The sequence below is a fragment of the Streptomyces melanosporofaciens genome, assembly GCF_900105695.1.
GTDB lineage: Bacteria > Actinomycetota > Actinomycetes > Streptomycetales > Streptomycetaceae > Streptomyces > Streptomyces antimycoticus.
The window spans coordinates 4953540-4977017 of record NZ_FNST01000002.1 but is presented as its reverse complement, the minus strand read 5'-3'; the positions used below and the strand labels follow the sequence as shown (position 1 = coordinate 4977017).

20 protein-coding genes, 1 pseudogene and 1 riboswitch are annotated in these 23478 nt (G+C 70.4%); of the genes and pseudogenes, 6 read left to right on the top strand and 15 right to left on the bottom strand.

Annotation, left to right across the window (positions count from 1 at the left end; genetic code table 11):
* Positions 1–23 precede the first annotated feature (23 nt).
* Together mnmA and BLV72_RS24430 are read right to left on the bottom strand one after the other, a co-directional pair.
* Positions 24–1175, bottom strand: a complete 1152-nt coding sequence (gene mnmA / locus BLV72_RS24435; protein WP_093464859.1) for a tRNA 2-thiouridine(34) synthase MnmA — start codon at positions 1173–1175, stop codon at positions 24–26.
* A 72-nt stretch (positions 1176–1247) separates the two neighbouring features.
* Positions 1248–2159, bottom strand: coding sequence for a TIGR03619 family F420-dependent LLM class oxidoreductase (locus BLV72_RS24430; protein WP_093464857.1), 912 nt, complete (start codon positions 2157–2159; stop codon positions 1248–1250).
* Between the two features lie 178 nt (positions 2160–2337).
* On the opposite strand from BLV72_RS24430, the gene BLV72_RS24425 reads away from it, so the two are divergent.
* On the top strand, positions 2338–3066 hold the full coding sequence (locus BLV72_RS24425; protein WP_425288392.1) for an N-acetylmuramoyl-L-alanine amidase: 729 nt from the start codon (positions 2338–2340) through the stop codon (positions 3064–3066).
* Positions 3067–3121: 55 nt separating this feature from the next.
* Here BLV72_RS24425 and BLV72_RS24420 read toward each other — a convergent pair whose 3' ends face one another.
* Both BLV72_RS24420 and BLV72_RS24415 read right to left on the bottom strand, forming a co-directional pair.
* On the bottom strand, positions 3122–4558 hold the full coding sequence (locus BLV72_RS24420; protein ID WP_244320947.1) for a PQQ-binding-like beta-propeller repeat protein: 1437 nt from the start codon (positions 4556–4558) through the stop codon (positions 3122–3124).
* 215 nt (positions 4559–4773) lie between these two features.
* The gene (locus BLV72_RS24415; protein ID WP_093464854.1) at positions 4774–5943 is read right to left on the bottom strand and encodes a cysteine desulfurase family protein; all 1170 of its coding nucleotides are present in this window, start codon (positions 5941–5943) and stop codon (positions 4774–4776) included.
* 133 nt (positions 5944–6076) lie between these two features.
* Between BLV72_RS24415 and BLV72_RS24410 the strand changes: the two genes are divergently transcribed.
* A complete protein-coding gene (locus tag BLV72_RS24410) occupies positions 6077–6937 on the top strand; it encodes an alpha/beta fold hydrolase (protein WP_093464852.1) in 861 nt (286 codons plus the stop codon).
* Positions 6938–7049: 112 nt separating this feature from the next.
* Here the strand turns inward: BLV72_RS24410 and BLV72_RS24405 are convergent, their stop codons facing one another.
* The 11 genes and pseudogenes from BLV72_RS24405 to BLV72_RS24355 all read right to left on the bottom strand — a co-directional run bounded on the left by BLV72_RS24405 (position 7050) and on the right by BLV72_RS24355 (position 18407).
* Complete coding sequence (locus tag BLV72_RS24405; RefSeq protein ID WP_093464851.1) at positions 7050–7928, bottom strand: SRPBCC family protein; 879 nt, start codon at positions 7926–7928, stop codon at positions 7050–7052.
* Positions 7925–8299, bottom strand: coding sequence for an ArsR/SmtB family transcription factor (locus BLV72_RS24400; RefSeq protein ID WP_093464849.1), 375 nt, complete (start codon positions 8297–8299; stop codon positions 7925–7927). The genes BLV72_RS24405 and BLV72_RS24400 overlap by 4 nt, the downstream gene beginning before the upstream one ends.
* A gap of 73 nt (positions 8300–8372) precedes the next feature.
* Positions 8373–9032, bottom strand: coding sequence for a trimeric intracellular cation channel family protein (locus BLV72_RS24395; RefSeq protein ID WP_059144113.1), 660 nt, complete (start codon positions 9030–9032; stop codon positions 8373–8375).
* A gap of 52 nt (positions 9033–9084) precedes the next feature.
* Positions 9085–10161, bottom strand: a complete 1077-nt coding sequence (locus BLV72_RS24390) for an ABC transporter ATP-binding protein (protein ID WP_093470520.1) — start codon at positions 10159–10161, stop codon at positions 9085–9087.
* A gap of 20 nt (positions 10162–10181) precedes the next feature.
* The gene (locus tag BLV72_RS24385; RefSeq protein ID WP_244320945.1) at positions 10182–11336 is read right to left on the bottom strand and encodes an ABC transporter ATP-binding protein; all 1155 of its coding nucleotides are present in this window, start codon (positions 11334–11336) and stop codon (positions 10182–10184) included.
* Entirely contained in the window at positions 11333–12307 is a 975-nt protein-coding gene (locus BLV72_RS24380) for an ABC transporter permease (RefSeq protein WP_093464848.1), read from the bottom strand. Before BLV72_RS24380 ends, BLV72_RS24385 begins: the two co-directional genes overlap by 4 nt.
* Positions 12308–12464: 157 nt before the next feature.
* Complete coding sequence (locus BLV72_RS24375; RefSeq protein ID WP_208905708.1) at positions 12465–14225, bottom strand: ABC transporter substrate-binding protein; 1761 nt, start codon at positions 14223–14225, stop codon at positions 12465–12467.
* A gap of 128 nt (positions 14226–14353) precedes the next feature.
* A complete protein-coding gene (locus tag BLV72_RS24370) occupies positions 14354–15358 on the bottom strand; it encodes an ABC transporter permease (RefSeq protein WP_093464845.1) in 1005 nt (334 codons plus the stop codon).
* Between the two features lie 417 nt (positions 15359–15775).
* Complete coding sequence (locus BLV72_RS24365; RefSeq protein ID WP_093464843.1) at positions 15776–16570, bottom strand: enhanced serine sensitivity protein SseB C-terminal domain-containing protein; 795 nt, start codon at positions 16568–16570, stop codon at positions 15776–15778.
* A gap of 112 nt (positions 16571–16682) precedes the next feature.
* Positions 16683–17489, bottom strand: coding sequence for an enhanced serine sensitivity protein SseB (locus BLV72_RS24360; RefSeq protein WP_425288391.1), 807 nt, complete (start codon positions 17487–17489; stop codon positions 16683–16685).
* Positions 17490–17769: 280 nt separating this feature from the next.
* Positions 17770–18407, bottom strand: a pseudogene (locus BLV72_RS24355) (AAA family ATPase).
* A gap of 229 nt (positions 18408–18636) precedes the next feature.
* Positions 18637–18746, top strand: a riboswitch (glycine riboswitch).
* 169 nt (positions 18747–18915) lie between these two features.
* On the opposite strand from BLV72_RS24355, the gene gcvT reads away from it, so the two are divergent.
* From gcvT to BLV72_RS24335, 4 genes are all read left to right on the top strand, one after another.
* On the top strand, positions 18916–20043 hold the full coding sequence (gene gcvT, locus BLV72_RS24350) for a glycine cleavage system aminomethyltransferase GcvT (RefSeq protein ID WP_093464842.1): 1128 nt from the start codon (positions 18916–18918) through the stop codon (positions 20041–20043).
* Between the two features lie 260 nt (positions 20044–20303).
* Positions 20304–20684 carry a glycine cleavage system protein GcvH gene (gene gcvH / locus BLV72_RS24345; protein ID WP_093464841.1) on the top strand — a complete coding sequence of 127 codons (381 nt, stop codon included), beginning with the start codon at positions 20304–20306 and terminating at the stop codon, positions 20682–20684.
* Positions 20685–20709: 25 nt separating this feature from the next.
* Positions 20710–21975 carry a serine hydroxymethyltransferase gene (gene glyA, locus BLV72_RS24340; RefSeq protein ID WP_093464840.1) on the top strand — a complete coding sequence of 422 codons (1266 nt, stop codon included), beginning with the start codon at positions 20710–20712 and terminating at the stop codon, positions 21973–21975.
* 98 nt (positions 21976–22073) lie between these two features.
* Positions 22074–23456 (top strand): L-serine ammonia-lyase, encoded by a 1383-nt coding sequence (locus tag BLV72_RS24335; RefSeq protein ID WP_093464839.1) that lies wholly within the window; start codon positions 22074–22076, stop codon positions 23454–23456.
* Positions 23457–23478 lie beyond the last annotated feature (22 nt).

The window sequence follows — 23478 nt, the reverse complement described above, 5'->3', positions numbered from 1 at the left end:
TCCTCCGGGGCCCGGCGGCCCCTCTAGGAGGCGACCACCTGGGCGCGCTCGGTCGTGGCGATGGTGGCGGAGCCCACCACCCGGGTGTCGTCGTAGAGCACGATCGCCTGCCCCGGGGCCACGCCCCGCACCGGCTCGGCGAACGTCACCCGCAGCCCGGATACCCCGATCGGCTCGGCTGTCACCTCGGTCTCGCCGCCATGGGCGCGCAGCTGGGCGGTGTAGCTGCCGGGGCCCACCGGAGGGGCTCCGCACCAGCGCGGCTTGATGGCGGTCAGGGCGGCCACGTCCAGGGCCTCGACCGGGCCGACCGTGACCCTGTTGTCCACCGGGGAGATGTCCAGGACATAGCGCGGCTTCCCGTCGGGCGCCGGGTGGCCGATGCGCAGCCCCCGGCGCTGGCCGATGGTGAAGCCGTACGCGCCCTCGTGGGTGCCCAGCTTGTGCCCGTCCTCGTCGACGATGTCGCCCTCGGCGGTGCCGAGATGACCGGCCAGGAAGCCCTGGGTGTCGCCGTCGGCGATGAAGCAGATGTCATGACTGTCGGGCTTCTTGGCGACCGCCAGGCCCCGCCGCTCGGCCTCAGCGCGGATCTCGTCCTTGGTGGTCAGGGTGTCGCCGAGGGGGAACATCGCGTGGGCGAGCTGGCGCTCGTCGAGCACGCCGAGCACATAGGACTGGTCCTTGGCCATATCGCTGGCGCGGTGCAGCTCACGCGAGCCGTCCGCACGCTCCACGATCGTGGCGTAGTGCCCGGTGCAGACGGCGTCGAAGCCGAGCGCGAGCGCCTTGTCCAGCAGCGCGGCGAACTTGATCTTCTCGTTGCAGCGCAGACACGGATTGGGGGTACGGCCCGCCTCGTACTCGGCGATGAAGTCCTCGACCACGTCCTCACGAAAGCGCTCGGCGAGGTCCCACACATAGAAGGGGATGCCGATCACATCGGCGGCGCGCCGGGCGTCCCGCGAGTCCTCGATGGTGCAACAGCCGCGGGCGCCGGTGCGGAACGACTGCGGGTTGGCGGAGAGCGCGAGATGGACGCCGGTCACATCGTGGCCCGCCTCGGCCGCCCGCGCGGCGGCGACCGCGGAGTCCACACCGCCGGACATGGCGGCGAGAACGCGCAGCCGACGGCCGTCGCGGGGACCTGTGGGCGCACCGGGGAAGTCAGTCATAACCCGACCAGCATAAGTCGCTCCCTGTCCAGCGACTAAATGGGTAAGTAGCCGGTCGGCCACCGCCCCCGCTCAGCTCGCGCGGGCCCCCTCCAGCACCCGCTGGACGAGGTCCAGGGTCTGGTCGGCGTCCTTCCCGAGATAGATCAGATCGACGAAGGCGTGCTGGATGCCCGCCTCCCGCCCGGCCCGGACCAAGGTCGTCGCGATGTCGTCCACGGAGGCGCCGGCGCTGGGATTGACGCGCAGGATCGCGTCGAACGCCGCCGGGTCCCGGCCCTCCCGCTCGACCGCTTCCCGCACCCCGCCCAGCCCCTCGGCGAGGGTGGCGATGGGGTCGGGGGCGCCGGGCGCCGCCGGGACGACCGCGATGGGCAGCCAGCCGTCGGCGCGCCGGGCCACCCGGCGCATGGCCGCGGGCGCGAAGGCGGCGAGGTAGACGGGCGGATGGGGGCGGGAGGCCGGTTTGAGGTCGACATGGGAGGCGGGCACGGTCCAGTGGTCCCCGCGGTACTCGACCGGGTTCCGGGTCCACCAGGCGTCCAGCGCGTCGAGGCATTCGTCGAGGCGCCGGCCGCGCTCGGCCATGGGGACGTCGACCGCCTCGTACTCCTCGGGGGACCAGCCGGTGCCGAGACCGACCAGCAGCCGGCCCGCGCTCAGCACGTCGATGGTGGTCAGGGTGCGGGCGAGCACCGCGGGCGGGTACCAGGGGGCGTTGATGACATCGGTGCCGAGCTGAACCCGCTCGGTGGCCGCGGCGGCGGTGGCCAGCACGGTGAAGGGATCCAGCGCGGCGCGGAATTCCGGCGGGATCACATCGGTGCCCGCGTAGCCGACGATCGGGTCCACCGGGGCGAGCAGGCGGTCCCCGACCCACAGGCTGTCCGCGCCGAGCTCCTCGGCCCGGCGGGCGAACCGCGCGATGTCCTCGGGGTGGTGGGCCAGCGGCCCGAACTGGGGAAGGGCGAATCCGATGCGCATACCGTCAGCTCCTCGTCGAGCGGATGGACACATTCCAGTGGATACGTTCCGGTGGACACATTCCGGTGGATGCGTTCCGAGGTACGGAGCCCCGGAAACAGCGATACCTCAGAGACAGTTCAACGTTCATCTACCCGGACGGCCAGAGGGCCGTCGCTCGGAACGAAGGCTTCTGGCCATGATCCCGGCGGCCGGAACCGGATGCCCTCCCCCGCGCGTTGAGCGTTCCGTGAGCGAGAGCACCACCGGCGGTGGACGCCGCGTCAGCAGGCGCACCCTCCTGATCGGGGGCTCGGCGGCCGGGCTCGGCGCGGCCGGGGTCGCGGGCTATGCCGCGCGGGACGAGCTGTCCCGAATGTGGTGGCGGCTGCCCGGGATCGAAAAGCCGCGCAAGGCGGGCGCGGTCGACCAGCCGGGCGCGGAGTGGATCGCGGCCTCGGGCGCGAACTGGCGGTGGGCCGACCGGCCGGACGACTACCCCATCGACCGGGTGGTGATCCATGTGGTCCAGGGCAGCTACGACGACGCGGTACGGGTCTTCCGGGACCCCGGACACCGCGCCGCGGCGCACTATGTGGTGCGCCGCGACGGGCATATCGCTCAGATGGTGCGCGAGCTGGATGTGGCGTTCCACGCGGGCAACCGCCCGTACAACGAGCGCAGCATCGGCATCGAGCACGAGGGGTTCGTGAGCGAGCCGAGCTCCTTCACGGACGCGATGTACCGCGCCTCGGCACGGCTGACCGCCTCGATCTGCGAGCGGTACGGCATACCGCGGGACCGTGAGCACATCGTCGGCCATGTGGAGGTGCCGGGCACCGATCACACCGACCCGGGCCGCCACTGGGACTGGGACCGCTATATACGGGCGGTGCGAGCGGTGCGCCTGCCACGGACGCCGACGTAGGACGCCCGCGAACGGCGGCTCAGGCGCCGTGGACCGCTCGGGCCCCGTGGAGGGCTCAGGCGCCGAAGACGACGGCGAGCGGACGGCCCGCGCCGTCGCCGCTGGCGGGCCTGCTCGCCCGGTTGTCGCCGATGTAGAGCTTCTTACCGGTGTAGATCATGGTGCAGTCCCCGTAGACGTCCATGCCGGACTCCGCGTCCTTCATGTCGTCCGGATGGGTCTGGAGCGTCTCCATCTCGAAGGTCTTGGGGTCGACGCGCACGACCCCGCCGGCCTCGCTGTACATGGAGCCCAGATAGGCGATGAGGGCGCCGTCGTCATCGGTCCGGATGGGGATCAGCGACCTGCTCTCCGCCATCTTCGTCTTCCCGGTCTCCTTGCCGGTCTTCAGGTTCAGGCCGCTGATCCGCTCGCCCGGGCCGCCGTGGTCCACGTCCACCTCGGAGGAGAGGTAGAGGGTGCTGCTCGCCTTGTCGAGGGCGAGCTCGGCGCAGCCCTCCACGCTCGTGGCCGGGCAGTTGGGCTGGTATCCCTTGGCCAGGACGTCGATCGTGCTGAGCAGCTTGCCCTGCTTGCCGCTGTCGTCGATGGTCAGGATGTCCGTGGTGCCCGTCCCGGCGTCCGAGTCGCCGGTGTCGACGGCCACGACGAGCGGCGCGGTGGAGATCACATGCGCGTATTCGACCTTCTCGTCCAGCTTGTAGGACGAGGTCACCTCGCGGGTCTTCGGGTCCACCGTCTGGACCTCCAGCCGCTCGGTGCTGGAGTCCTCGCTGTCACAGCCGCGGATCGCGACGATCTTGTCATCGCCGCCCGCGTAGCCGTTGTCGTCGCAGTCCGCGAGGTAGGCCGGCTTCCACAGCGGCTTGCCGTCCAGCGACCAGGCTCCCCCGCCGCCGGTGCCGCCCGCGGCGACGGTGCCGCCGCCGATGGTGACCTCGTCGAACTGCACCCCGGCGTTGCCCTCGCTGTCCGACCCCTCCTTCTGCCAGACCAGCTTGCCCTTCTTCAGGTCGACCAGCCCGACCCGGGTGCACAGCGCGTCCTCGCCCGCGCCGTCCCGGAACAGGACCGCGGTCTGCCCCTCCTTGGTCATATGCGGAGAGGCCCAGCAGAGCTGCCCGCCGAGCGGGATCTCCCACCGCGACTTGGCGCCGTCGAGCGAGTAGCCGACGATCTTGTTGACGTCGCCCTTCACAAAGGTCGTGTCCGTGACCCAGGTGCCCATGGTGTTGGTCTCCTTGCCGACCTTCGGCATGGCGACCTTGCCCAGCGTCTTCGCCTGGGCGCCCTGGGACGACCCGCCGTTCTTACCGCCGTCGTCATCGTCTCCGGACCCGCAGCCGGTCACCAGGGCGACGGCGAGGGCTCCGCCCACGATCAGCTTCAGGGCGGGCTTGGCACGCCGCCCCCGCGACGGCGGCCGCTGCGCCCCCTGCGACTGCGGGGGCTGGTGCGACGGGTGGTGCGGCGGCAGCGAAGGCTGCGACATCGATGAACTCCTGGATTTCCCCGTGAAGAAAACCTGTGCGCTTTCCGCGCATGCCAGGTCCGTTGACGGGGAAATCCTTTCCCACGGCTCTCCGCCATTTCAAGCGGAGAAGAGTGTTCCGTAGGTTATGTGAAATGGCCGCCAGAACAATTCGAATTCCGTGGTTATGATGTGGCGGTCCGAGGGGCGGAGACATCGGCCGATGCCCCGCCCCGTCAGCTGAGCCCCGCCCCGCGCGCCCGCTCCACCGCCGGGCCGATCGCCTCCGCGACGGCCTCGACATCGGCCTTGGTCGAGGTGTGGCCGAGCGAGAAGCGCAGGGTGCCGCGGGCCAGGTCGGAGTCGCTGCCGGTGGCCAGGACCACATGGCTGGGCTGGGCGACACCGGCCGTGCAGGCCGAGCCCGTCGAGCATTCGATGCCCTGCGCGTCCAGCAGCAGAAGCAGCGAATCGCCCTCGCAGCCGGGAAAGGAGAAGTGGGCATTGGCGGGGAGCCGGCCCTCCGGATCGGGGTCGCCGCCGAGAACCGCGTCGGGCACCGCCGTACGGACGGCGGTGATCAGCGCGTCGCGCAGCGCGCCGATCTCGCGCGCGAAATCCTCGCGGTGCTCGGTGGCATACGCACCGGCGACGGCGAAGGCGGCGATGGCCGGGGTGTCGAGGGTCCCGGAGCGCACCTGACGCTCCTGGCCGCCGCCGTGCAGCACGGGCACCGGCGTGTGCTCACGGCCGAGCAGCAGCGCGCCGATGCCGTAGGGGCCGCCTATCTTGTGACCGCTGACGGTCATCGCGGCCAGCCCCGAGGCGGCGAAGTCGACCTCGATCTGACCGAACGCCTGGACCGCGTCGGCATGCAGCGGAACGCCGAATTCGGCGGCGACCGCGGCGAGTTCACGGACCGGCTGGACGGTGCCGATCTCGTTGTTGGCCCACATGACGGTGGCGAGGGCGACGTCCGAGGGGTCGCGGGCGATCGCCTCGCGCAGCGCGTCGGGGTGGACCCGCCCGAGGGGGTCGACCGGCAGCCATTCGACCCGGGCGCCCTCGTGCTCCGCGAGCCAGTCGACCGCGTCGAGCACGGCGTGGTGCTCCACGGGGCTGGAGAGGACGCGGACGCGGGCCGGATCGGCGTCCCTGCGGGACCAGTAGAGCCCCTTGATCGCGAGGTTGTCGGCCTCGGTCCCGCCGGCGGTGAAGACGACCTCGCTCGGGCGGGCACCCAGCGAGGCGGCCAGGGATTCACGCGACTCCTCGACGGTACGACGGGCACGCCGGCCGGCGGCGTGCAGCGAGGAGGCGTTGCCCGTGACGGCGAGCTGGGCGGTCATCGCCTGCACCGCCTCCGGGAGCATCGGAGTGGTGGCGGCGTGGTCGAGATAAACCATGGTGGCCTCGATTCTACGAGGCGTTGGGGGGTGCGTAGCGGGTGCGCGTGCGGACGGTCTTCTCGCGGCCTGTATCGCACCGCATCGCGCGGCCCCTCGACAGCGACGGTAAGGACCGTCTACGTTTTTACTCATGACAGCCACTGAGTGGAAAACCGAGTGGACGCTGGACCGCACCTACCGCAGCTCCTCCGGCGAGGTCCGCTGGGCCGCGCTCGGCGCGCCGGACGCGCCGCCGGTCGTGCTGCTGCACGGCACGCCGTTCTCGTCGTTCGTGTGGCGCGGCGTGGCCCGTGCGCTGGCCGACCGGCACCGGGTGTTCGTCTGGGACATGCCGGGCTACGGGGCCTCCGAGAAGCGGGCGGACCAGGACGTCTCGCTGGCCGCCCAGGGCCGGGTCTTCGGCGAGCTGCTCGACGCGTGGGGGCTGACCGGGGCCGGGGCGGAACCGGCCGTCGTCGCCCATGACTTCGGCGGATGCGTCGCGCTCCGTGCGCATCTGCTGCACGGTGCGCGGTATCGCCGGTTGGCGCTGGTGGACGTGGTGGCGTTGGCGCCTTGGGGGTCGCCTACGTACCGGCTGCTCGGCGCTCATCATGAGGTCTTCGGGCAACTGCCGCCCGAGCTGCACCGGGGTCTGGTGCGCGAGTACGTCCGCTCGGGAAGCGCCACGGGCCTCCCCCCGCAGGTGCTGGAGCGGATCGTGGAGGGCTGGTGCGGCCCGGAGGGCCGGCCCGCGTTCTACCGGCAGATCACGCAGAACGATCAGCGGTTCACGGATGAGATCGAGGGCCGTTACGGCGAGATCCGCCTGCCCGTGCTGGTCTGCTGGGGTGCGGAGGACGCCTGGATTCCGGTGGAGCGGGGGCGGGAGCTTGCCTCTCGCATCCCGGGGGCGCGGTTTCGGCTGATCGAGGGTGCGGGGCATCTGGTGCAGGAGGATGCGCCTGCCGAGCTGGCGGTTGCGCTGAGCGGGTTCCTCGGCGACGGCTGAGGTTGCGCCTACGGCGATTGCTCCCCTGCCCCGCCCCTTCCCGATACGCGGCTCCGCCGCGTGTGGGGCTCCGCCCCGGACCCCGGTCCTCGAACGCCGGACGGGCTGGGTTTCAGCCACTCACCCGGAGAAGTTCGGCGGCCAGGAGGCCGATGTGGTGGCGCCAGGCTGTTTGGGCTTCGGTGCGTTCCGCTTCCGCGTCCGCCGGGCCGGTCTGGGTCAGGATGAGGCGGGCGCCGTGGCCGGTGCCCTGGGTGAGCTCCCAGCGGACCGTTCCGGCGGGGCGGCCGTCGCGCTCCCAGGCGTAGGCGAGCACCCGGGGCGGATGCGCCTCGGTGATCGGGCCCGCCGGGACCGCGTCCGTACGGAAGCCGAAGGGGACCGGCGCCCCGGCGGCCGGTTCGGGGATGTCGTCGGCCGGGCCGGTCAGCGTCCGCCAGACCGTCTCGGCGGGGCGGACCAGCTGGCGCTCGAAGCGCAGCCGCCAGCCGCCGTCCTCGGTGGTCTCCACCGCTCCCTCGGCCAGGCCGAACGCCTCGACGTACTTCTCGTGCAGCTCGGCCATGTCGCCGTGGGCGATCTCCTCGCCGCCCAGCAGGGCCGCAAGACCGGTGATGCAGGCGTGCCAGCCGGAGGCGAAGCTGGCCGCGCCGAAGCGGTCGCCGAAGGTGTGGGTGAGGGTCAGCACACAGCCGTCGCCCTCGGGGCGCAGCTCCCAGCGGAGCTCGTCCTCGCCCCAGGTGAAGGCGAAGACGTGGGGCGGGTCGAGCTCGGTGACGAGGCCGTCCATGTCCGGGGCCTCGCGCCCGGGGAAGACGAAGCCCATCCGGCCGCCGGTCTTGAGCTCGACCTGGACCTCGGAGGGGAACCAGTGGACGAGCTGGGCGGGGTCGGTCAGCGCTCGCCAGACCTTCTCCGGGGGATGGGCGAGCCGGCGCTCCAGGCGCAGGGCCGAGCGGCCGCCGCCGGTCTGGGCAAGGGTGTCCTTCATGGCGCTTCTCCGTCGAGTGCGTCGGGTACGGCGGGTGCGGCGGGTTCGCCGGTCGCGTCGGGGGAATCCGGCATCGTGTCCAGATGTCGTTCGAGCGCGTCGAGACGGTCGGTCCACAGCCGACGGTACGGCGCGAGCCAGGCGTCCACCTCGGCGAGCGGCTCCGGGCAGAGCTCGTACCAGCGGCGCTGGGCGTCCCGGCGGACCCGCACCAGACCCGCCTCGCGCAGCACCCGGAGGTGCTTGGAGGTGCCCGGCTGGGTGAGCCCGAGATGCTCGGTCAGCTCACCGACCAGGCGGGGCCGCTCCAGCAGGAGGTCCAGGATCTGCCGACGGCTCGGCTCCGCGAGCACATCGAACGGTATGGCCATGACCTCAACATAACGACCCGGCTATATAACCGCAAGGGCATTCACACTGGGTGCGGCCCGCGCCCCGATCCCCTCAGCTCTCCTCCGTCGCCGTACTGCGCCGGTTCCACGCCCGCGGCGCCCGCCAGCCGAACCGCATCGCCAGCAGCCGCACCACAAACGTCACGGCGGCCGCGAGCGCACTCGTGGCCGCCGTGAGGGCGTCGAAGTGGAGCAGCAGCGCCGCTATCGAGGAGCCGAGGATGGCCGGGACGGCGTACAGGTCCCGGTCCCAGCGCAGCAGCGAGGGCACCTCATGGGCGAGCAGGTCGCGGATCACACCGCCGCCGACCGCCGTGGCCATGCCGAGGGTGACGGACGCGGTGACGCCGAGCCCGAAGTCGTGCGCCTTCATCGTGCCCTCGACGCAGAACAACCCGAGGCCCGCCGCGTCGAAGACCCCCACCGCCGCGGTGATCCGCTCGACCTCGGGGTGGAGGAAGAAGACGATGCCGGTGGCCACGAGCGGGGTGAGGAAGTACCCGAGATCGGTGAAGGCGATGGGCGGCACCGCGCCGATCACCAGGTCGCGGAAGATCCCGCCGCCCAGCGCGGTGGCCTCGGCGAGCACCGCCATACCGAAGACATCGAAGTTCTTCCGCACGGCGAGCAGCGCGCCGGACATCGCGAAGACGAAGATCCCGGCGACTTCGAGCGCGTGCTGGACGGACGGGGTGAACAGTTCGATGAGCACCCGACATTGTTATCCGCGGATGCCCCCGGTCCCGTCCGGGCCCCGTCCCGTCTCAGCCTTCGGTCTTCTTCGTCACCTTCCGTGCCGCCTCGGCACCGGGCTTCTCCTGCGGCGCCTGATCGGCAGCGTTCTCCGGGTGGTGGCAGGCCACCTGGTGGCCGGTGGCCAGCGTCACCAGCGGCGGCTCCTGGCTCTTGCACACCTCGGTCGCCTTCCAGCACCGGGTGTGGAAGCGGCAGCCGGACGGCGGGGAGATCGGCGAGGGCACATCGCCCTTGAGCAGGATCCGCTCCCGCTTGGCGCGCCGCTTGGGGTCCGGCACCGGCACCGCGGACAGCAGCGCCTTGGTGTACGGGTGCATGGGACGCTCGTAAAGGTCCTTGCGGTCCGCCAGCTCGACGATCTTCCCGAGGTACATCACCGCGATCCGGTCCGAGACATGGCGGATGACCGAGAGATCATGCGCGATGATCACGTACGTCAGGCCCAGCTCGTCCTGGAGGTCGTCCAGCAGGTTGACCACCTGCGCCTGGATCGACACGTCCAGCGCCGAGACCGGTTCGTCGGCGACGACCAGCTTGGGCTTGAGGGCCAGCGCCCGGGCGATGCCGATGCGCTGCCGCTGACCGCCGGAGAACTCGTGCGGATAGCGGTTGTAGTGCTCGGGGTTGAGCCCGACCAGCGCCAGCAGCCGCTGGACCTCCGCCTTGACGCCGCCCTCCGGGGTGACGCCCTGCAGCCGGAAGGGCGCGCTGACGATCGCGCCGACGGTGTGCCGGGGGTTCAGCGACGAGTACGGGTCCTGGAAGATCATCTGGACGTCACGGCGCATCGGCCGCATCTGAGCGGTGTTCAGATGCGTGATGTCCTTGCCCTCGAACTCGATCTTGCCCGAGGTGGGTTCCAGCAGCCGGGTGACCAGCCGCCCCATGGTGGACTTGCCGCAGCCCGACTCGCCCACCACGCCCAGGGTCTCCCCCGGCCGGACGTCGAAGTCGAGCCCGTCGACCGCCTGCACCGCACCGCCCTGCCGCTGCAGCAGCCCCTTCTTGATGGGGAAATGCTTGACCAGACCCGACACCTTGAGCAGGGGCTCGGGCGACGTCGTCGCCTTCTCCGGGACCGTCATCTTCGGATCCTTCGTGTCGGTCACAGCTTCGGCGCAATCTCTTCGGTCCAGATCCGGGTGCGCTCCTCCTGCGACATATGGCACGCGGAGAAGTGCCCGCCGCCCGCACCCTTCCCGCGCAGCTCCCTGAGCTCCGGCCGCTCGGTGCGCGTGATGTTGTCCTTCGGCACATCGGCGTACGGGCAGCGCGGGTGGAAGGCGCAGCCGGACGGCACATTGATGAGGCTGGGCGGGGAGCCCTTGACCGGGATCAGCCGCTCGGTCTGGTCGCGGTCGATACGGGGCATCGAGCCCAGCAGCCCCCAGGTGTACGGATGCTGGGGCTCGTAGAAGACCTTCTCGGCCGGGCCCCGCTCGACACAGCGGCCGCCGTACATCACCAGCAGATCGTCGGCGAGCTCGGCGACCACGCCCAGGTCATGGGTGATGACGATGACCGCGGAGCCGAACTCCTTCTGCAGATCCCGGATGAGGTCCAGGATCTGCGCCTGGACGGTGACGTCCAGGGCGGTGGTCGGCTCATCCGCGATCAGGAGCTCGGGGTTGTTGACCAGTGCCATCGCGATCATGGCGCGCTGGCGCATACCGCCGGAGAACTCGTGCGGATAGCTGTCCACGCGCTTGTCGGGCTGCGGGATGCCGACGCGGTCCAGCAGCTCGACCGCGCGCTTGCGGGCCACCTCCTTGGTGACCTCGTTGTGCACCCGGTACGCCTCGATGATCTGGCGGCCGATGGTGTAGTACGGGTGCAGCGCGGACAGCGGATCCTGGAAGATCATCGACATCTCGCGGCCGCGCAGCTTGCGCACCTCGTCGGGGTCGGCGCCCAGCAGCTCCTGGCCGTTGAGCCAGATCTCACCGGAGATCCGCGCCTTGCGGCGACCGTACTGCCCGGCGGTGTGCAGCCCCATGATGCCGAGCGAGGTGACGGACTTGCCGGAGCCGGACTCGCCGACGATGCCGAGGGTCTTGCCCTTCTCCAGCCGGAAGCTGAGCCCGTCCACGGACTTCACCAGACCGTCGTCGGTCGGGAAGTGGACGTGCAGATCGCGCACCTCGAGGAAGGCGGTGGGGGCGGGCGAGCCCGCCGCGGCCACCTCGCCCACGGCGGCGGTGCCGGTGGCCGGCAGATCGCCGTTCCCGGGCTGTCCGGAGGGCTTGGTCAGGTCGGTCATCCGAGCCTCACTCGCGGGTCGATGACGGCGTACAGGAGGTCCACGACGAGGTTGGCGATCACGATGAAGACGGCCGCGATCAAGGTGACGCCGAGGATGACCGGCAGGTCCTTCTCGGTGATCGCGTTCACCGCGAGCCGCCCGAGGCCGGGCAGGTTGTAGGTGGTCTCGGTGAGGACCGCGCCGCCCAGCAGCGCGCCCAGGTCGAGACCGAGCAGGGTGAGGATCGGGGTCCAGGTCGAGCGCATCGCGTGCCGGCCGATGACCACCCGTTCTCGCAGGCCCTTGGCGCGGGCGGTGCGGATGTAGTCCTCTCCCATGATCTCCAGCATGGTGGCCCGGGTGAGCCGGGCGTACATCGCCGCGTAGAGGAAGGCGAGCGTGATCCACGGAAGGATCAGGCTCTCGAACCACATCGCCGGATCGTCACCGAGCCCCTTGTAGTCCACGTTGACCCACTTCAGCGAGTAGCTGAAGATCGCCAGCGAGAGCAGACCGGTGAAGTAGATCGGCAGCGAGACACCGGCCAGCGCGACCGTCATCGCCGAGCGGTCCCACAGGGTGCCCCGGCGCAGCGCGGAGACGACACCGGTGGTGATGCCGCCGACCAGCCACAGCAGGCAGGCGCCCGCGGCGAGCGAGAGGGTCACCGGCATGGCGTCGGTGAGCTGCGGCCACACCGCCTGCTCGGTGCGGAAGGAGTAGCCGAAGCAGGGCGCCGGGCAGTGGGTGACGTCGGTACCGCTGGCGTAGTCCCGGCCGACGAAGAGGCCCTGGACGAAGTGCCAGAACTGCACGAGGACCGGATCACCGAGGCTGAGCTTCTGCCGGATGCCCTCGATGGCCGCGGGGTCGGCCTGCTTGCCGACGAACAGCAGCGCGGGATCGGAACCGGCCCACTTCGGGATCACGAAGAAGATGGCGAAGGTCGTGAGGGTGACGACCAACAGCATCACGACGACGGCGAACAAGCGCCGGATGAGATAAGCAAGCACTGTGCGCGGCCCGGGGGTGGCCCGTGATCCCGGTTGAGGGGGATCACGGGCCACCACCCGCGGCCATCACCTGCCCTTCGGGCCTATCGGGTGCGGCGATGGTGGGGTGTGCGACGGGTCAGGTGACCTGTCGTCACTTGACGACGCCCAGCTGGGAGTAGTCGTAGCGGCCGTTGTAGGCCGCCGACGAGAAGGCGTTCGTCAGCCGCGAGCTGCGCCAGGTGATGTTCTTCTCGTAGATGAACGGCATCTGCACGGCCAGGTCGCTGACCTTGTGGTTCATCTTCTGGTAGATCGCGCCCGCCTTGTTGGGGTCGGTCTCCTTGAGCGCGTCGTCGAAGTACTGGTTGATCTCCGCGTTGTTGGTCTCGGAGACGTTGTAGTTACCGGTCTGCTCGATGAAGCGGCCGTCGATCAGCGGCTGGGAGAAGCCCTGGCCGGTCGGGAAGTCGGGGCCCCAGCCGGTCATGGACAGGCCGTAGCCGCGCTTCTTCATCACCGACGGCGAACCGGTGATGCTCGCGGAGGTGCTGCCCTGGATCGGCTCCACGTTGAGGCTGATGCCGACCTTCTTCAGCGACGCCTGGAGCGCCTCGGCGGCCTCGACCTCGGCGGGCTGGTCGTTGCGGGCCACGATGCTGGTCGAGAAGCCGCCCGGCTTGCCGCACTGCTTGAGCTCGTCCTTGGCCTTGGCCGGGTCCGCCTTGCCGCCGCGCTTGAGGATGCCGTACGGGTCGTAGTCGTCCGCGCCCTTCACGCTCTTGGGGAGCATGTTGGTGGCGATGTCACCACCGGCCTGCGGGCCACCGCGGGTGGTCTGGAGCGACTTGTAGTCGGTGCCGTAGATGACCGCCTTGCGGCAGTGGATGTTGTTGAACGGCGCGACCTTGGTGGTGAAGTCGACGTACCGGACGAAGCTGGTGGTGATGTTGTCGACGTTGCCCTTGTGCTGCTTGAGGGCGTCGTTACGACCCGAGGGGGTCATACCGGTGGCACTGAGGAAGACGTCGTAGTCGCCCTTGATCAGCAGCCGGTCTATCGCCTCGAGGTTGGAGTTGAAGGTGACCGAGATCTTGTCCGGCAGGGCCGGGCGGATCGGGTCGGACGCCTTCTTCCAGCTGGTGTTGCGGACCAGGGACAGGCTCTTGCCCGGGCTGTACGACTGGACCTTGTACGGACCGGAGGAGAACGGCCGGTTGGTGTACTTGGCGCCGGTGTCCTTGTCCGCCTTCACCGGGGAACCGGTCGGCATCGCGAGCATCTGCTCGAAGTCACCGTTGGGCTTGGCGAGGTTGAAGACAATGGTCTTGTCGTCCGGCGTCTGGATCGCCTTCAGGCCCAGCTTGTCCTTGGACTTGTCCTTGTACGGGCCCTTGTACTCGCTCTTGGGGTCCAGGACCTGGCGCAGATAGCCGGGGCCGCCGGAGACGACGTCCTTGGCCCAGATGCGCTCGATGCCGTACTTGACGTCCTTGGACGTGATCGGGGAGCCGTCCTCCCAGGTGATCCCGTCGCGCAGGGTGTAGGTGTAGGTCTTACCACCGTTTGTGATCTTGCCGGTGGAGGTGGCGAGATCCGGGACCAGCTCGTTCGCGGCGTTGCCCGGCTTCGGCGCGTAGGAGATCAGTTGGCGCGCGTAGAAGCGGGAGAAGTCCCAGGCGAACCCGTAGTACTGACGCTGCGGGTCGAGGGAGTCGAACTCCTGCTTGTTGATGAACTTGAGGGTGCCGCCCTTCTTGGCGGACTTGGCTGCGACACCCTTCACCGCGGCGTTGAACCCGGCGCCCGAGCCCTCGTCGTCGGAACCGCCGCCACCGCAGCCGGCGGTGGCCAGCAGGGCGCCGACGACAGCCGCCGCTCCGGCGATCCGCCTGCTTCTCGAGAGCCGTTTCATAGTTGCTGCAACCTCCGGGTTAGCGGTCCTAGGCATGGCGCCGCGGAATACCTTGGGGAGCCTTCTGCCGGATGCGGCAGGGGCTGCTGATGCGTTCGAGTACGGCCGGGCGGCCGTGTGCCGCACCGTCATCGGGTGCCCTTCGGATCCAGTGCGTCGCGGACGCCGTCGCCGAAGAGGTTGAAGGCCAGCACCGTGACGAAGATCGCCACACCCGGGATGATCATGAACATCGGGTCGTCCTCATAGGTGCCGACCGCCTTGGAGAGCATCTGCCCCCAGGAGGCGGTGGGCGGCTTCACGCCCGCGCCGAGGAAGCTGAGCGCGGCCTCCGTGAGGATGTTGGTGGGGATCATCAGCGTCGCGTAGACGGTGATCGGCGCCACCAGGTTGGGCAGCAGCTCGCGGAAGAGGATGTAGCGCCGGCCGGCGCCCAGGCTCCGCGCGGCCTCGATGTACTCCTTCTCGCGCAGCGACAGCGTCTGGCCGCGCACGATGCGACCGACGTACGGCCAGCCGAAGAAGCCGATGACCGAGACCAGGATGGCGATGCGCACCCCGCTGCCGGTCAGTCCCAGCAGGTCGTTGGGGAGCACCGAGACCAGGGAGATGATGAAGAGCAGCTGCGGGAAGGCCAGCAGCATGTCCATCACCCGGCTGATCACCGAGTCCACCCAGCCGCCGAAGTACCCGGCGATGATGCCGAAGATGGTGCCGAGGACCACCGCGACCACCGCCGCGAGGAAGGCCACCAGCAGCGAGATCCGGGCGCCGTAGACGACGCGGCTGAAGACGTCGCGGCCGTTGGACGGCTCCACGCCGAAGAGGAAGTCCGAGCTGATACCGCCCATGGACCCCTTCGGGGTGCCGAACAGCGGGTCGATCTTCTCCTGGTGGAACTCATTGGGCGGATGCCCGAGCAGGCTCACGATCAGTGGAGCGAAGATCGCCACCAGAACCAGGAAGACGACAACGATGCCACCCGCCAGCGCGAGCTTGTCCCGCTTCAGGCGTGTCCAGGCGATCTGCCGCAGCGATCTGCCTTCGACGGACGCTTTGACCACATCCGCCGCTACATCGGCAGTCGCCACCGGATCGCTGTCCGTGCTCGTGCCGTGCAATGGTGCCGTCATCGTGGTGGAGACCCCTCTCGACCGGTGGTGACCGGCCCACGACTCGCCGCTGTGGCGGCTTCGTTCACAACCCGGGTGAAAGTCGCGTTCTGGTACGGAACCTTCTCGGAAGGGGTCGTACGCAGGAACCGCACCCCTTGGAGCGGGAGTCTTCAACGCGTTTGTGATCACCCGCCAGTACTCCCGGGCAATGGATGCCTAACCGTGATGTGAGGAGTACCGCTCCGCTATACGGACGGTCGCGACACGAGAACGCAGCAGTAACCTCGCGCCCGCTATGGGATGTTCGGCCCCAAAGGCCCGGAAGGCCGGGTGGGCAATCCCGTCAATCGGTGCGCGGAGCAGCGGGTCGGTGGCGGATCGGCGGATCGGCGGGTCGGAACGGAGGGATCGGTACCGGCTCGCCGAGGCTGCGGATCAGTAGGCGGGACGCGGCGGCGGGTAGCCGTAGCCGTAGGACGGCGCGGCGGGGGCGGTGCCATAGGCGTCGCGGTCGAAGAAGGGCCGGGCGTTGGCCCGCATCCACAGGGCGACGGGGTCGTACTCGTCGGAGAGCGCGACCGTGGAGACCGGCAGCCCGTCCGGCACGGCGGTGATCGACTGCTCCATCATCACCCGCACCGACTGCACCGCCGGTGGGCTGCTGTCGTAAAGATCCAGCCCGATGGCCAGATACGGAGCGCCCAGCGCGGGCTGCACCCAGACCCGCCGCAGCGACCGCACGGCGGTGGTGCGATGCGCGTTCTGCCCCAGCAGGGCGTAGAACTGCGGGATGTCGATGGCGGGTTCGCTCAGCCGCAGCGGCCCGGCGGGCAGCCGGTCCAGACCGCCCGCGATCCGGCGCAGATCCGGCCACGGGATGCCCACTCCGCCGCCGCGGGCGTGGGGGTTGAGCCAGAGGCCATAGCGGTCGCGGTAGAGCGAGTCGGCGATGAGGCGTCCGTCGACCACCTCATGCGCACGGTTCCAGCCACTGGCGGCCAGTTCCTGTGCGGAGGTCACGCACGGGGCGTAACCGAGGCCGTCCACATCCATGTTCCCGTACTGGGCCTCGGGCGTGCCGGGCGCACCGTGCCACAGCAGCATCCAGACCTGGCCCTCGCCGATGGCCTGCAGCAGCGCCTCGTAGGCGTCGTACCGGCCGGGAGCGACCTGCTGCAACGCTCGCTCAACCTGGCCGGCCGCCGCCCCCCAATCCGCGCCCGCGCTCACCTGGGTCCGCCCCTTCTCTCGCCCTTGTCCCGCACCTCACCGGGGAGCGTGCTCGCACCCCTCCTGGTCATCAAACCAGCTTACGGGCCCCCGTAGCGGACCCTGGGGTGAGTCACAGATCACGGTCGTAGAACGGCCGTACGCGCCCCATCATCCAGTCGACCACCGGATCCCCCTGCGCCACGTCCAGCAGCACCAGCTGGACCTTCCACCGCACGGGCACCACGCCGAGGGCGCGGCCCAGCGCGTCCACCGCCCGCGCCTGGCCCTCGGGGCCGGGGGCGTCCAACTGCACGCCGACGAAGAGCGCCGGCTCGTCGCCCTCGACGCTGGCCAGCGCGCGCCGGGCGGTCCGCACCCCGGTGCCCTTGGCGAACTCGATCCCGGCGGCGGCCAGGAAGTCCACCGGCTCGTCCTGCCAGTCCGGTTCGAAGAGCCGCACCCGCCCACCTGTCGCCGGGCCGTCGAGCTCGCTACGGCCGGCACGGCACAGCTCCCGGACGGCGGGCGGAGGCAGCGGTACGACCACCGCACCACCGGGGTTCACCGCGATGCCGAGCTGGGGCGGCAGGCCGCGGGCGAACTCCACGGCCGGGGCGATGGTGAAGGACATATGGGAGCCGACGAGCTGCAGGAACTGCTGCTCGGAGCTGAACACCGGGACATACGCGGCGCCCTCGATCTCCACCGTGGGCAGATCGAGGCTCGGGCTGCCCGGGCCACCGCCGTTGGGCAGCGGAACCCAGACATGGCTGCGGGAGAGTGTCTCGACGATGCGCGCTCCGACCCCGGGGACGTCGATCGAGGCGGCCATCACCTCTTCGAGCTCATTGCCGGGAAACGCCGGAAACGCGGTCTGCGCGCCGTCGGGGAATCCTCCGTGAGCCGGGGCCATGCCGTACTGCTCCGGGAAGCTCATCTTCGTCCAACCGCCATCTCGTCCTACCTGCCCAAAGCACCCTAGCGGCTGGGCGGCCCGGGGCCGGCGGGGGCGGCGTCATCTCCACAGCACTTCCCCACCTCGCCCGGCCCCGCGCCGCCGTCACACTGGGTGATGCCCCGGTGGCCGATTTCCGGCCAAGGTCACCCGGCGTTTTCCCCTCGCCCCCGGGGAGGGGGAACACCCGTCTCCTCCGGTGCGGGGCCCGCTTCCGGTGCGGGGCCCGCTTCCGGTACGGGGCCCGCTTCCGGTGCGGGGCTCACTCGAAGGAGATGCAGCGCAGCTCGCTCGCGGTCGAGCGGTCCAGCAGCACCGCCGAGGCGCACCCCTCCGGGGCCGCCCCTCCTCCATCCCCTCGATGAGCCGCCGCATCGCGCGCCGATGCCGGCCGAAGGCATAGCCGGAGACCCCGCGACCTCGGGCGGCCTGGCCCTCCAGGGCCACCGTGGCGTCCACGTCCAGCAGCACCATATGGAGGCTGCGGCCCCGGCGCCGCGCGTCCCGGGCCAGCCAGCGGCGGACCCACGGCAGCGCGCCGCAGTCGTGCACCACGACGCTCACATCCGAGCGCAGTGCCCGGCGCAGCCCGGCGTAGTGGGCGTACCGGACCAGCGGGCGGTAGAGCGCGTACGGCAGCCAGCCGGGCATCCGGCGCTCCCACGCCTCCCGGGTGTTCTGCGAGTCCACCCGGATGACGACCGCGCCCGTCCCGTCCAGGAGGGGCACCGTCCGATTGATCAGCGTGCTCTTGCCGGCTCCCGGCAGCCCGGAGGCGACCAGCACGTCCCCCACCGGGAAGCGCAGCTCACGCCGGTCCGCACCGCCGCCTCGCACCGGGCCGCGCAGATCGTGCACCGCGATGCGCCGGCCGGGGATGGCCGTCGACCCGGAGGGCATGCGGCCACGCCGTGCCGGCAGGAGCCTTTGTGCGGTCTCGTATGTTCCCTGCCCATGCACCGTGATCGTCCTCCCAGGTCGGTCAACGCTGCTCGTACCCGCAGAGTGTCAAGAAAAGGTAATGTCCATCAAGGCTGCCTCTGCCCGATCCGGCCGGAGCCGCCCCGATCGGGGCTTCCTTTCTCGGCCACGCATGCGATGATGTGCGCGCAACTCCATACCGGCCGCTTGAATCCGCGCGGGAGAGTCCTTGGTCACCGGCAATGAGCCGGGTGCCCGGGGCGCCGAAGGAGCAAGTCCTCCCTTGAATCTCTCAGGCCCCGATACCGCGTGGACGAGGCAGATCTGAAAAGCGAGCCGCGGGCGCGGCTCCACCCAAGGTGCAAGCCGGGCCCCTTACGGGCGTCACGGCGAACCTCTCAGGTTCCGATGACAGATGGGGAGGACGCACGCGTCCTTGCCGTCCGTCCTCGCCGTCGCGCGACCCCGATCTCCTGGAGCCTGAATCGTGACCGACGCCCCGCCCACCCCACGCCGTACCGCGCTGGACGCACGGCACCGTGCGCTCGGCGCCACCATGACCGACTTCGCCGGCTGGGACATGCCGCTGCGCTACGGCAGTGAGCGCGACGAGCACACCGCGGTGCGCACCCGCGCCGGGCTCTTCGATCTCTCCCATATGGGTGAGATCTCTCTCATCGGTTCGCAGGCCGGGCAGGCCCTGGATCACGCACTGGTCGGCCGGCTGTCCGCGCTCGCCGTGGGCCGCGCCCGCTACACGATGATCTGCGACGACGAGGGCGGCATCCTGGACGACCTGATCGTCTACCGCCTCGGGGACGAGGAGTTCCTGGTCGTGGCCAACGCCTCCAACGCCCAGGTGGTGCTGGACGCGCTGACCGAGCGGGCCGGCGGTTTCGAGGCGACCGTAAGGGACGACCGCGACGCGTATGCGCTGATCGCAGTCCAGGGGCCCGAGTCCCCCGGGATCCTGGGGAGCCTGACCGACGCCGACCTGGAGGGGCTCAAGTACTACGCCGGGCTGCCGGGCACCGTCGCGGGCGTCCCCGCCATGATCGCCCGCACCGGCTACACGGGCGAGGACGGCTTCGAGCTGTTCCTGGCGCCGGACGACGCCGAGCGGGTCTGGGATGCGCTGACCGAGGCGGGCGCCCCGGTGGGCCTGGTGCCCTGCGGTCTGTCCTGCCGGGACACCCTGCGTCTCGAGGCGGGGATGCCGCTGTACGGGAACGAGCTGACCACCGACACCACCCCCTTCGACGCGGGGCTCGGCCGGGTGGTGAAGTTCGACAAGCCCGGCGACTTCGTCGGCCGCCGGGCCCTGGAGGCCGCGTCCCGTGAGGCGGACACCGTCAGCCCGCGCACCCTGGTCGGCCTGGTCGCCGAGGGCCGCCGGGTGCCGCGCGCCGGATACGCCGTGGTGGCCGCCGACGGCTCACAGATCGGCCGGGTCACCTCCGGCGCGCCCTCGCCGACGCTGGGCAAGCCGATCGCGATGGCGTACGTGGACCCGGAGTACGCGAAGCCCGGCACCGAGGGGGTCTCGGTGGACATCCGGGGCACCCGGGAGCCGTACGAGGTCGTGGCGCTCCCCTTCTACCGGCGCGAGCGCTGAGCGGTTCCGCCGCAACGCGTCGCGCCCCACCGGCGTCCTCCCATGGACCGGCACCGAGACCGTCGGCTGGACCGGCACCGAGTCCCTCGGCGCCGCATCCACCGGCGTCACGTCGCGCTGACACCGCACCCACCGGTGTCACACCGCGCAGGCACGCACCCCCCGGCGCCGCACCCCCCGGCACCGCACCCACCGGCGTCGCGTCCCACCAGCTAAGACCCGTTTCCCAAGCACTCCCCCGTATCCAGGAGAATCGGACCATGAGCAACCCCCAGCAGCTGCGCTACAGCAAGGAGCACGAGTGGCTGTCGGCCGCCGACGAGGACGGCGTGTCGACGATCGGCATCACCGAATTCGCGGCCAACGCGCTCGGCGATGTCGTCTATGTCCAGCTCCCGGACCTCGGCTCGACCGTCACCGCCGGTGAAACCTGCGGAGAGCTGGAGTCCACCAAGTCGGTCAGCGACCTGTACTCGCCGGTCTCCGGTGAGGTCACCGAGATCAACGAGGACGTGGTGAACGACCCGGCGCTGGTGAATTCCGCTCCCTTCGAGGGCGGCTGGCTGTTCAAGGTGCGGGTGACGGGCGAGCCGGAGGAGCTGCTCTCCGCCGACGCGTACACCGCCTTCGCCGAAAACTGACCCTCCTCTTCCGATCGGGACCCTGATGTCGCTTCTCAACAGCTCCCTGCACGAGCTCGACCCGGACGTCGCCGCCGCCGTCGACGCCGAACTCCACCGCCAGCAGTCCACCCTGGAGATGATCGCCTCGGAGAACTTCGCCCCGGCGGCGGTCATGGAGGCCCAGGGCTCGGTCCTGACCAACAAGTACGCCGAGGGCTACCCCGGCCGCCGCTACTACGGCGGCTGTGAGCATGTCGATGTGGTCGAGCAGATCGCCATCGACCGGGTGAAGGAGCTCTTCGGCGCCGAGGCGGCGAACGTCCAGCCGCATTCGGGCGCCCAGGCCAACGCGGCCGCGATGTTCGCCCTGCTCTCCCCCGGCGACACCATCCTGGGGCTGAACCTGGCGCACGGCGGTCATCTGACCCACGGCATGAAGATCAACTTCTCCGGCAAGCTCTACAACGTGGTGCCCTACCACGTGGACGCCGAGACCGGTCTGGTCGACATGGACGAGGTCGAGCGGCTGGCCAAGGAGCACCGCCCCAAGCTGGTGATCGCGGGCTGGTCGGCCTACCCCCGCCAGCTCGACTTCGCGGCCTTCCGGCGGATCGCGGACGAGGTCGGTGCGTACCTGATGGTCGACATGGCCCACTTCGCGGGTCTGGTGGCGGCCGGGCTGCACCCCTCGCCCGTACCGCACGCCCATGTGGTGACCACCACCACCCACAAGACCCTGGGCGGTCCGCGCGGTGGCGTGATCCTCTCCACCGCCGATCTGGCCAAGAAGATCAACTCGGCGGTCTTCCCGGGTCAGCAGGGCGGCCCGCTGGAGCATGTCATCGCGGCGAAGGCGGTCTCCTTCAAGGTCGCCGCGGGTTCGGCCTTCAAGGAGCGCCAGGAGCGCACGCTGGAGGGCGCCCGGATCCTCGCCGAGCGCCTGGCCCAGCCCGATGTGCGGGAGGTGGGCGTCGCCGTCCTGTCCGGCGGCACCGACGTCCATCTGGTCCTGGTCGATCTGCGCGACTCCGAACTGGACGGGAGGCAGGCCGAGGACCGGCTCCACGAGGTCGGCATCACGGTCAACCGCAACGCGATCCCGAACGACCCGCGGCCCCCGATGGTCACCTCGGGTCTGCGGATCGGCACCCCGGCGCTGGCCACGCGCGGTTTCGCCGCGGACGACTTCCGCGAGGTCGCCGACGTGATCGCGCAGACGCTCAAGCCGTCCTACGACGCGGAGGCGCTGAAGGCCCGGGTCACCGCCCTGGCCGACAAGCACCCGCTGTACACCCATCTGTCCGAGTAACCCCGGACACGGGGGCGCGCCCGCCCTGGCGCGCCCCCGCCGCACCACCCCCGCACGGCCCGCACGCCTCCCCCGCGTGCAGACGAAGGAGTCCCCCGGTGGCCATCTCCGTATTCGACCTCTTCTCGATCGGCATCGGCCCGTCCAGCTCGCACACCGTCGGCCCGATGCGGGCCGCGCGGATGTTCGTCCGCCGGCTGAAGAACGAGGGCCTGCTGGCCCACACCGCCTCCGTGCGCGCCGAGCTCTTCGGATCGCTGGGCGCCACCGGTCATGGCCATGGCACGCCGAAGGCCGTGCTGCTGGGTCTGGAGGGCAACTCCCCGCGCACCGTCGACGTCGAGGCGGCCGACGGTGAGGTGGAGCGCATTCGCACCACCAAGCGGCTGCGGCTGCTCGGCGCCGAGATCGGGTCCGGTCAGGAGATCGACTTCGACGCGTCGACCCAGCTGATCCTGCACCGCCGCCGCTCCCTGCCGTACCACGCCAACGGCATGACGCTGCTCGCGTACGACGCCGAGGGCCATCCGCTGCTGGAGAAGACCTACTACTCGGTCGGCGGCGGCTTCGTGGTGGACGAGGACGCGGTCGGCGAGGAGCGCATCAAGCTCGACGACACCGTCCTCACCCACCCCTTCCGCACCGGCGACGAACTGCTGCGGCTCTCCCAGGAGACGGGGCTGTCCATCTCGGCCCTGATGCTGGAGAACGAGAAGGCGTGGCGCACGGAGAAGGAGATCCGGGACGGCCTCCTGGAGATCTGGCACGTCATGGAGGCGTGCGTGGCGCGCGGCATGTCCCAGGAGGGCATCCTCCCCGGCGGCCTCAAGGTCCGCCGCCGCGCCGCCACCGCCGCCCGCGCCCTGCGCTCCGAGGGCGACCCGGCCGCCCGCGCCATGGAGTGGATCACCCTCTACGCCATGGCGGTCAACGAGGAGAACGCGGCGGGCGGACGCGTGGTCACCGCCCCCACCAACGGCGCGGCGGGCATCATCCCCGCCGTCCTGCACTACTACACGCGCTTCGTGCCGGGCGCCGACGAGGACGGCGTCATCCGCTTCCTCCTCGCGGCGGGCGCCATCGGCATGCTCTTCAAGGAGAACGCCTCGATCTCCGGCGCCGAGGTCGGCTGCCAGGGCGAGGTCGGCTCCGCCTGCTCCATGGCCGCCGGCGGCCTCGCCGAGGTCCTCGGCGGCTCCACCGAACAGGTGGAGAACGCCGCCGAGATCGGCATGGAACACAACCTCGGCCTCACCTGCGACCCCATCGGCGGCCTGGTCCAGATCCCCTGCATCGAGCGCAACGGCATGGCCTCGGTCAAGGCGGTCACCGCCGCGCGGATGGCCCTGCGCGGCGACGGCCGCCACCATGTCTCACTCGACAAGGTCATCAAGACGATGAAGCAGACGGGCGCCGATATGAAGGTCAAGTACAAGGAGACGGCGCGGGGCGGGCTCGCGGTGAACGTCATCGAGTGCTGAGGGCGGCGGCTCCGGCCGGGTC

Coding starts and splice junctions, on each gene's coding strand:
- mnmA (WP_093464859.1), bottom strand. CDS start 1,175: ATGACTGACTTCCCCGGTGCGCCCACAGGTCCCCGCGACGGCCGTCGG.
- BLV72_RS24430 (WP_093464857.1), bottom strand. CDS start 2,159: ATGCGCATCGGATTCGCCCTTCCCCAGTTCGGGCCGCTGGCCCACCAC.
- BLV72_RS24425 (WP_425288392.1), top strand. CDS start 2,338: ATGATCCCGGCGGCCGGAACCGGATGCCCTCCCCCGCGCGTTGAGCGT.
- BLV72_RS24420 (WP_244320947.1), bottom strand. CDS start 4,558: ATGTCGCAGCCTTCGCTGCCGCCGCACCACCCGTCGCACCAGCCCCCG.
- BLV72_RS24415 (WP_093464854.1), bottom strand. CDS start 5,943: ATGGTTTATCTCGACCACGCCGCCACCACTCCGATGCTCCCGGAGGCG.
- BLV72_RS24410 (WP_093464852.1), top strand. CDS start 6,077: ATGACAGCCACTGAGTGGAAAACCGAGTGGACGCTGGACCGCACCTAC.
- BLV72_RS24405 (WP_093464851.1), bottom strand. CDS start 7,928: ATGAAGGACACCCTTGCCCAGACCGGCGGCGGCCGCTCGGCCCTGCGC.
- BLV72_RS24400 (WP_093464849.1), bottom strand. CDS start 8,299: ATGGCCATACCGTTCGATGTGCTCGCGGAGCCGAGCCGTCGGCAGATC.
- BLV72_RS24390 (WP_093470520.1), bottom strand. CDS start 10,161: ATGACGGTCCCGGAGAAGGCGACGACGTCGCCCGAGCCCCTGCTCAAG.
- BLV72_RS24385 (WP_244320945.1), bottom strand. CDS start 11,336: ATGACCGACCTGACCAAGCCCTCCGGACAGCCCGGGAACGGCGATCTG.
- BLV72_RS24375 (WP_208905708.1), bottom strand. CDS start 14,225: ATGAAACGGCTCTCGAGAAGCAGGCGGATCGCCGGAGCGGCGGCTGTC.
- BLV72_RS24370 (WP_093464845.1), bottom strand. CDS start 15,358: ATGACGGCACCATTGCACGGCACGAGCACGGACAGCGATCCGGTGGCG.
- BLV72_RS24360 (WP_425288391.1), bottom strand. CDS start 17,489: ATGAGCTTCCCGGAGCAGTACGGCATGGCCCCGGCTCACGGAGGATTC.
- gcvH (WP_093464841.1), top strand. CDS start 20,304: ATGAGCAACCCCCAGCAGCTGCGCTACAGCAAGGAGCACGAGTGGCTG.
- glyA (WP_093464840.1), top strand. CDS start 20,710: ATGTCGCTTCTCAACAGCTCCCTGCACGAGCTCGACCCGGACGTCGCC.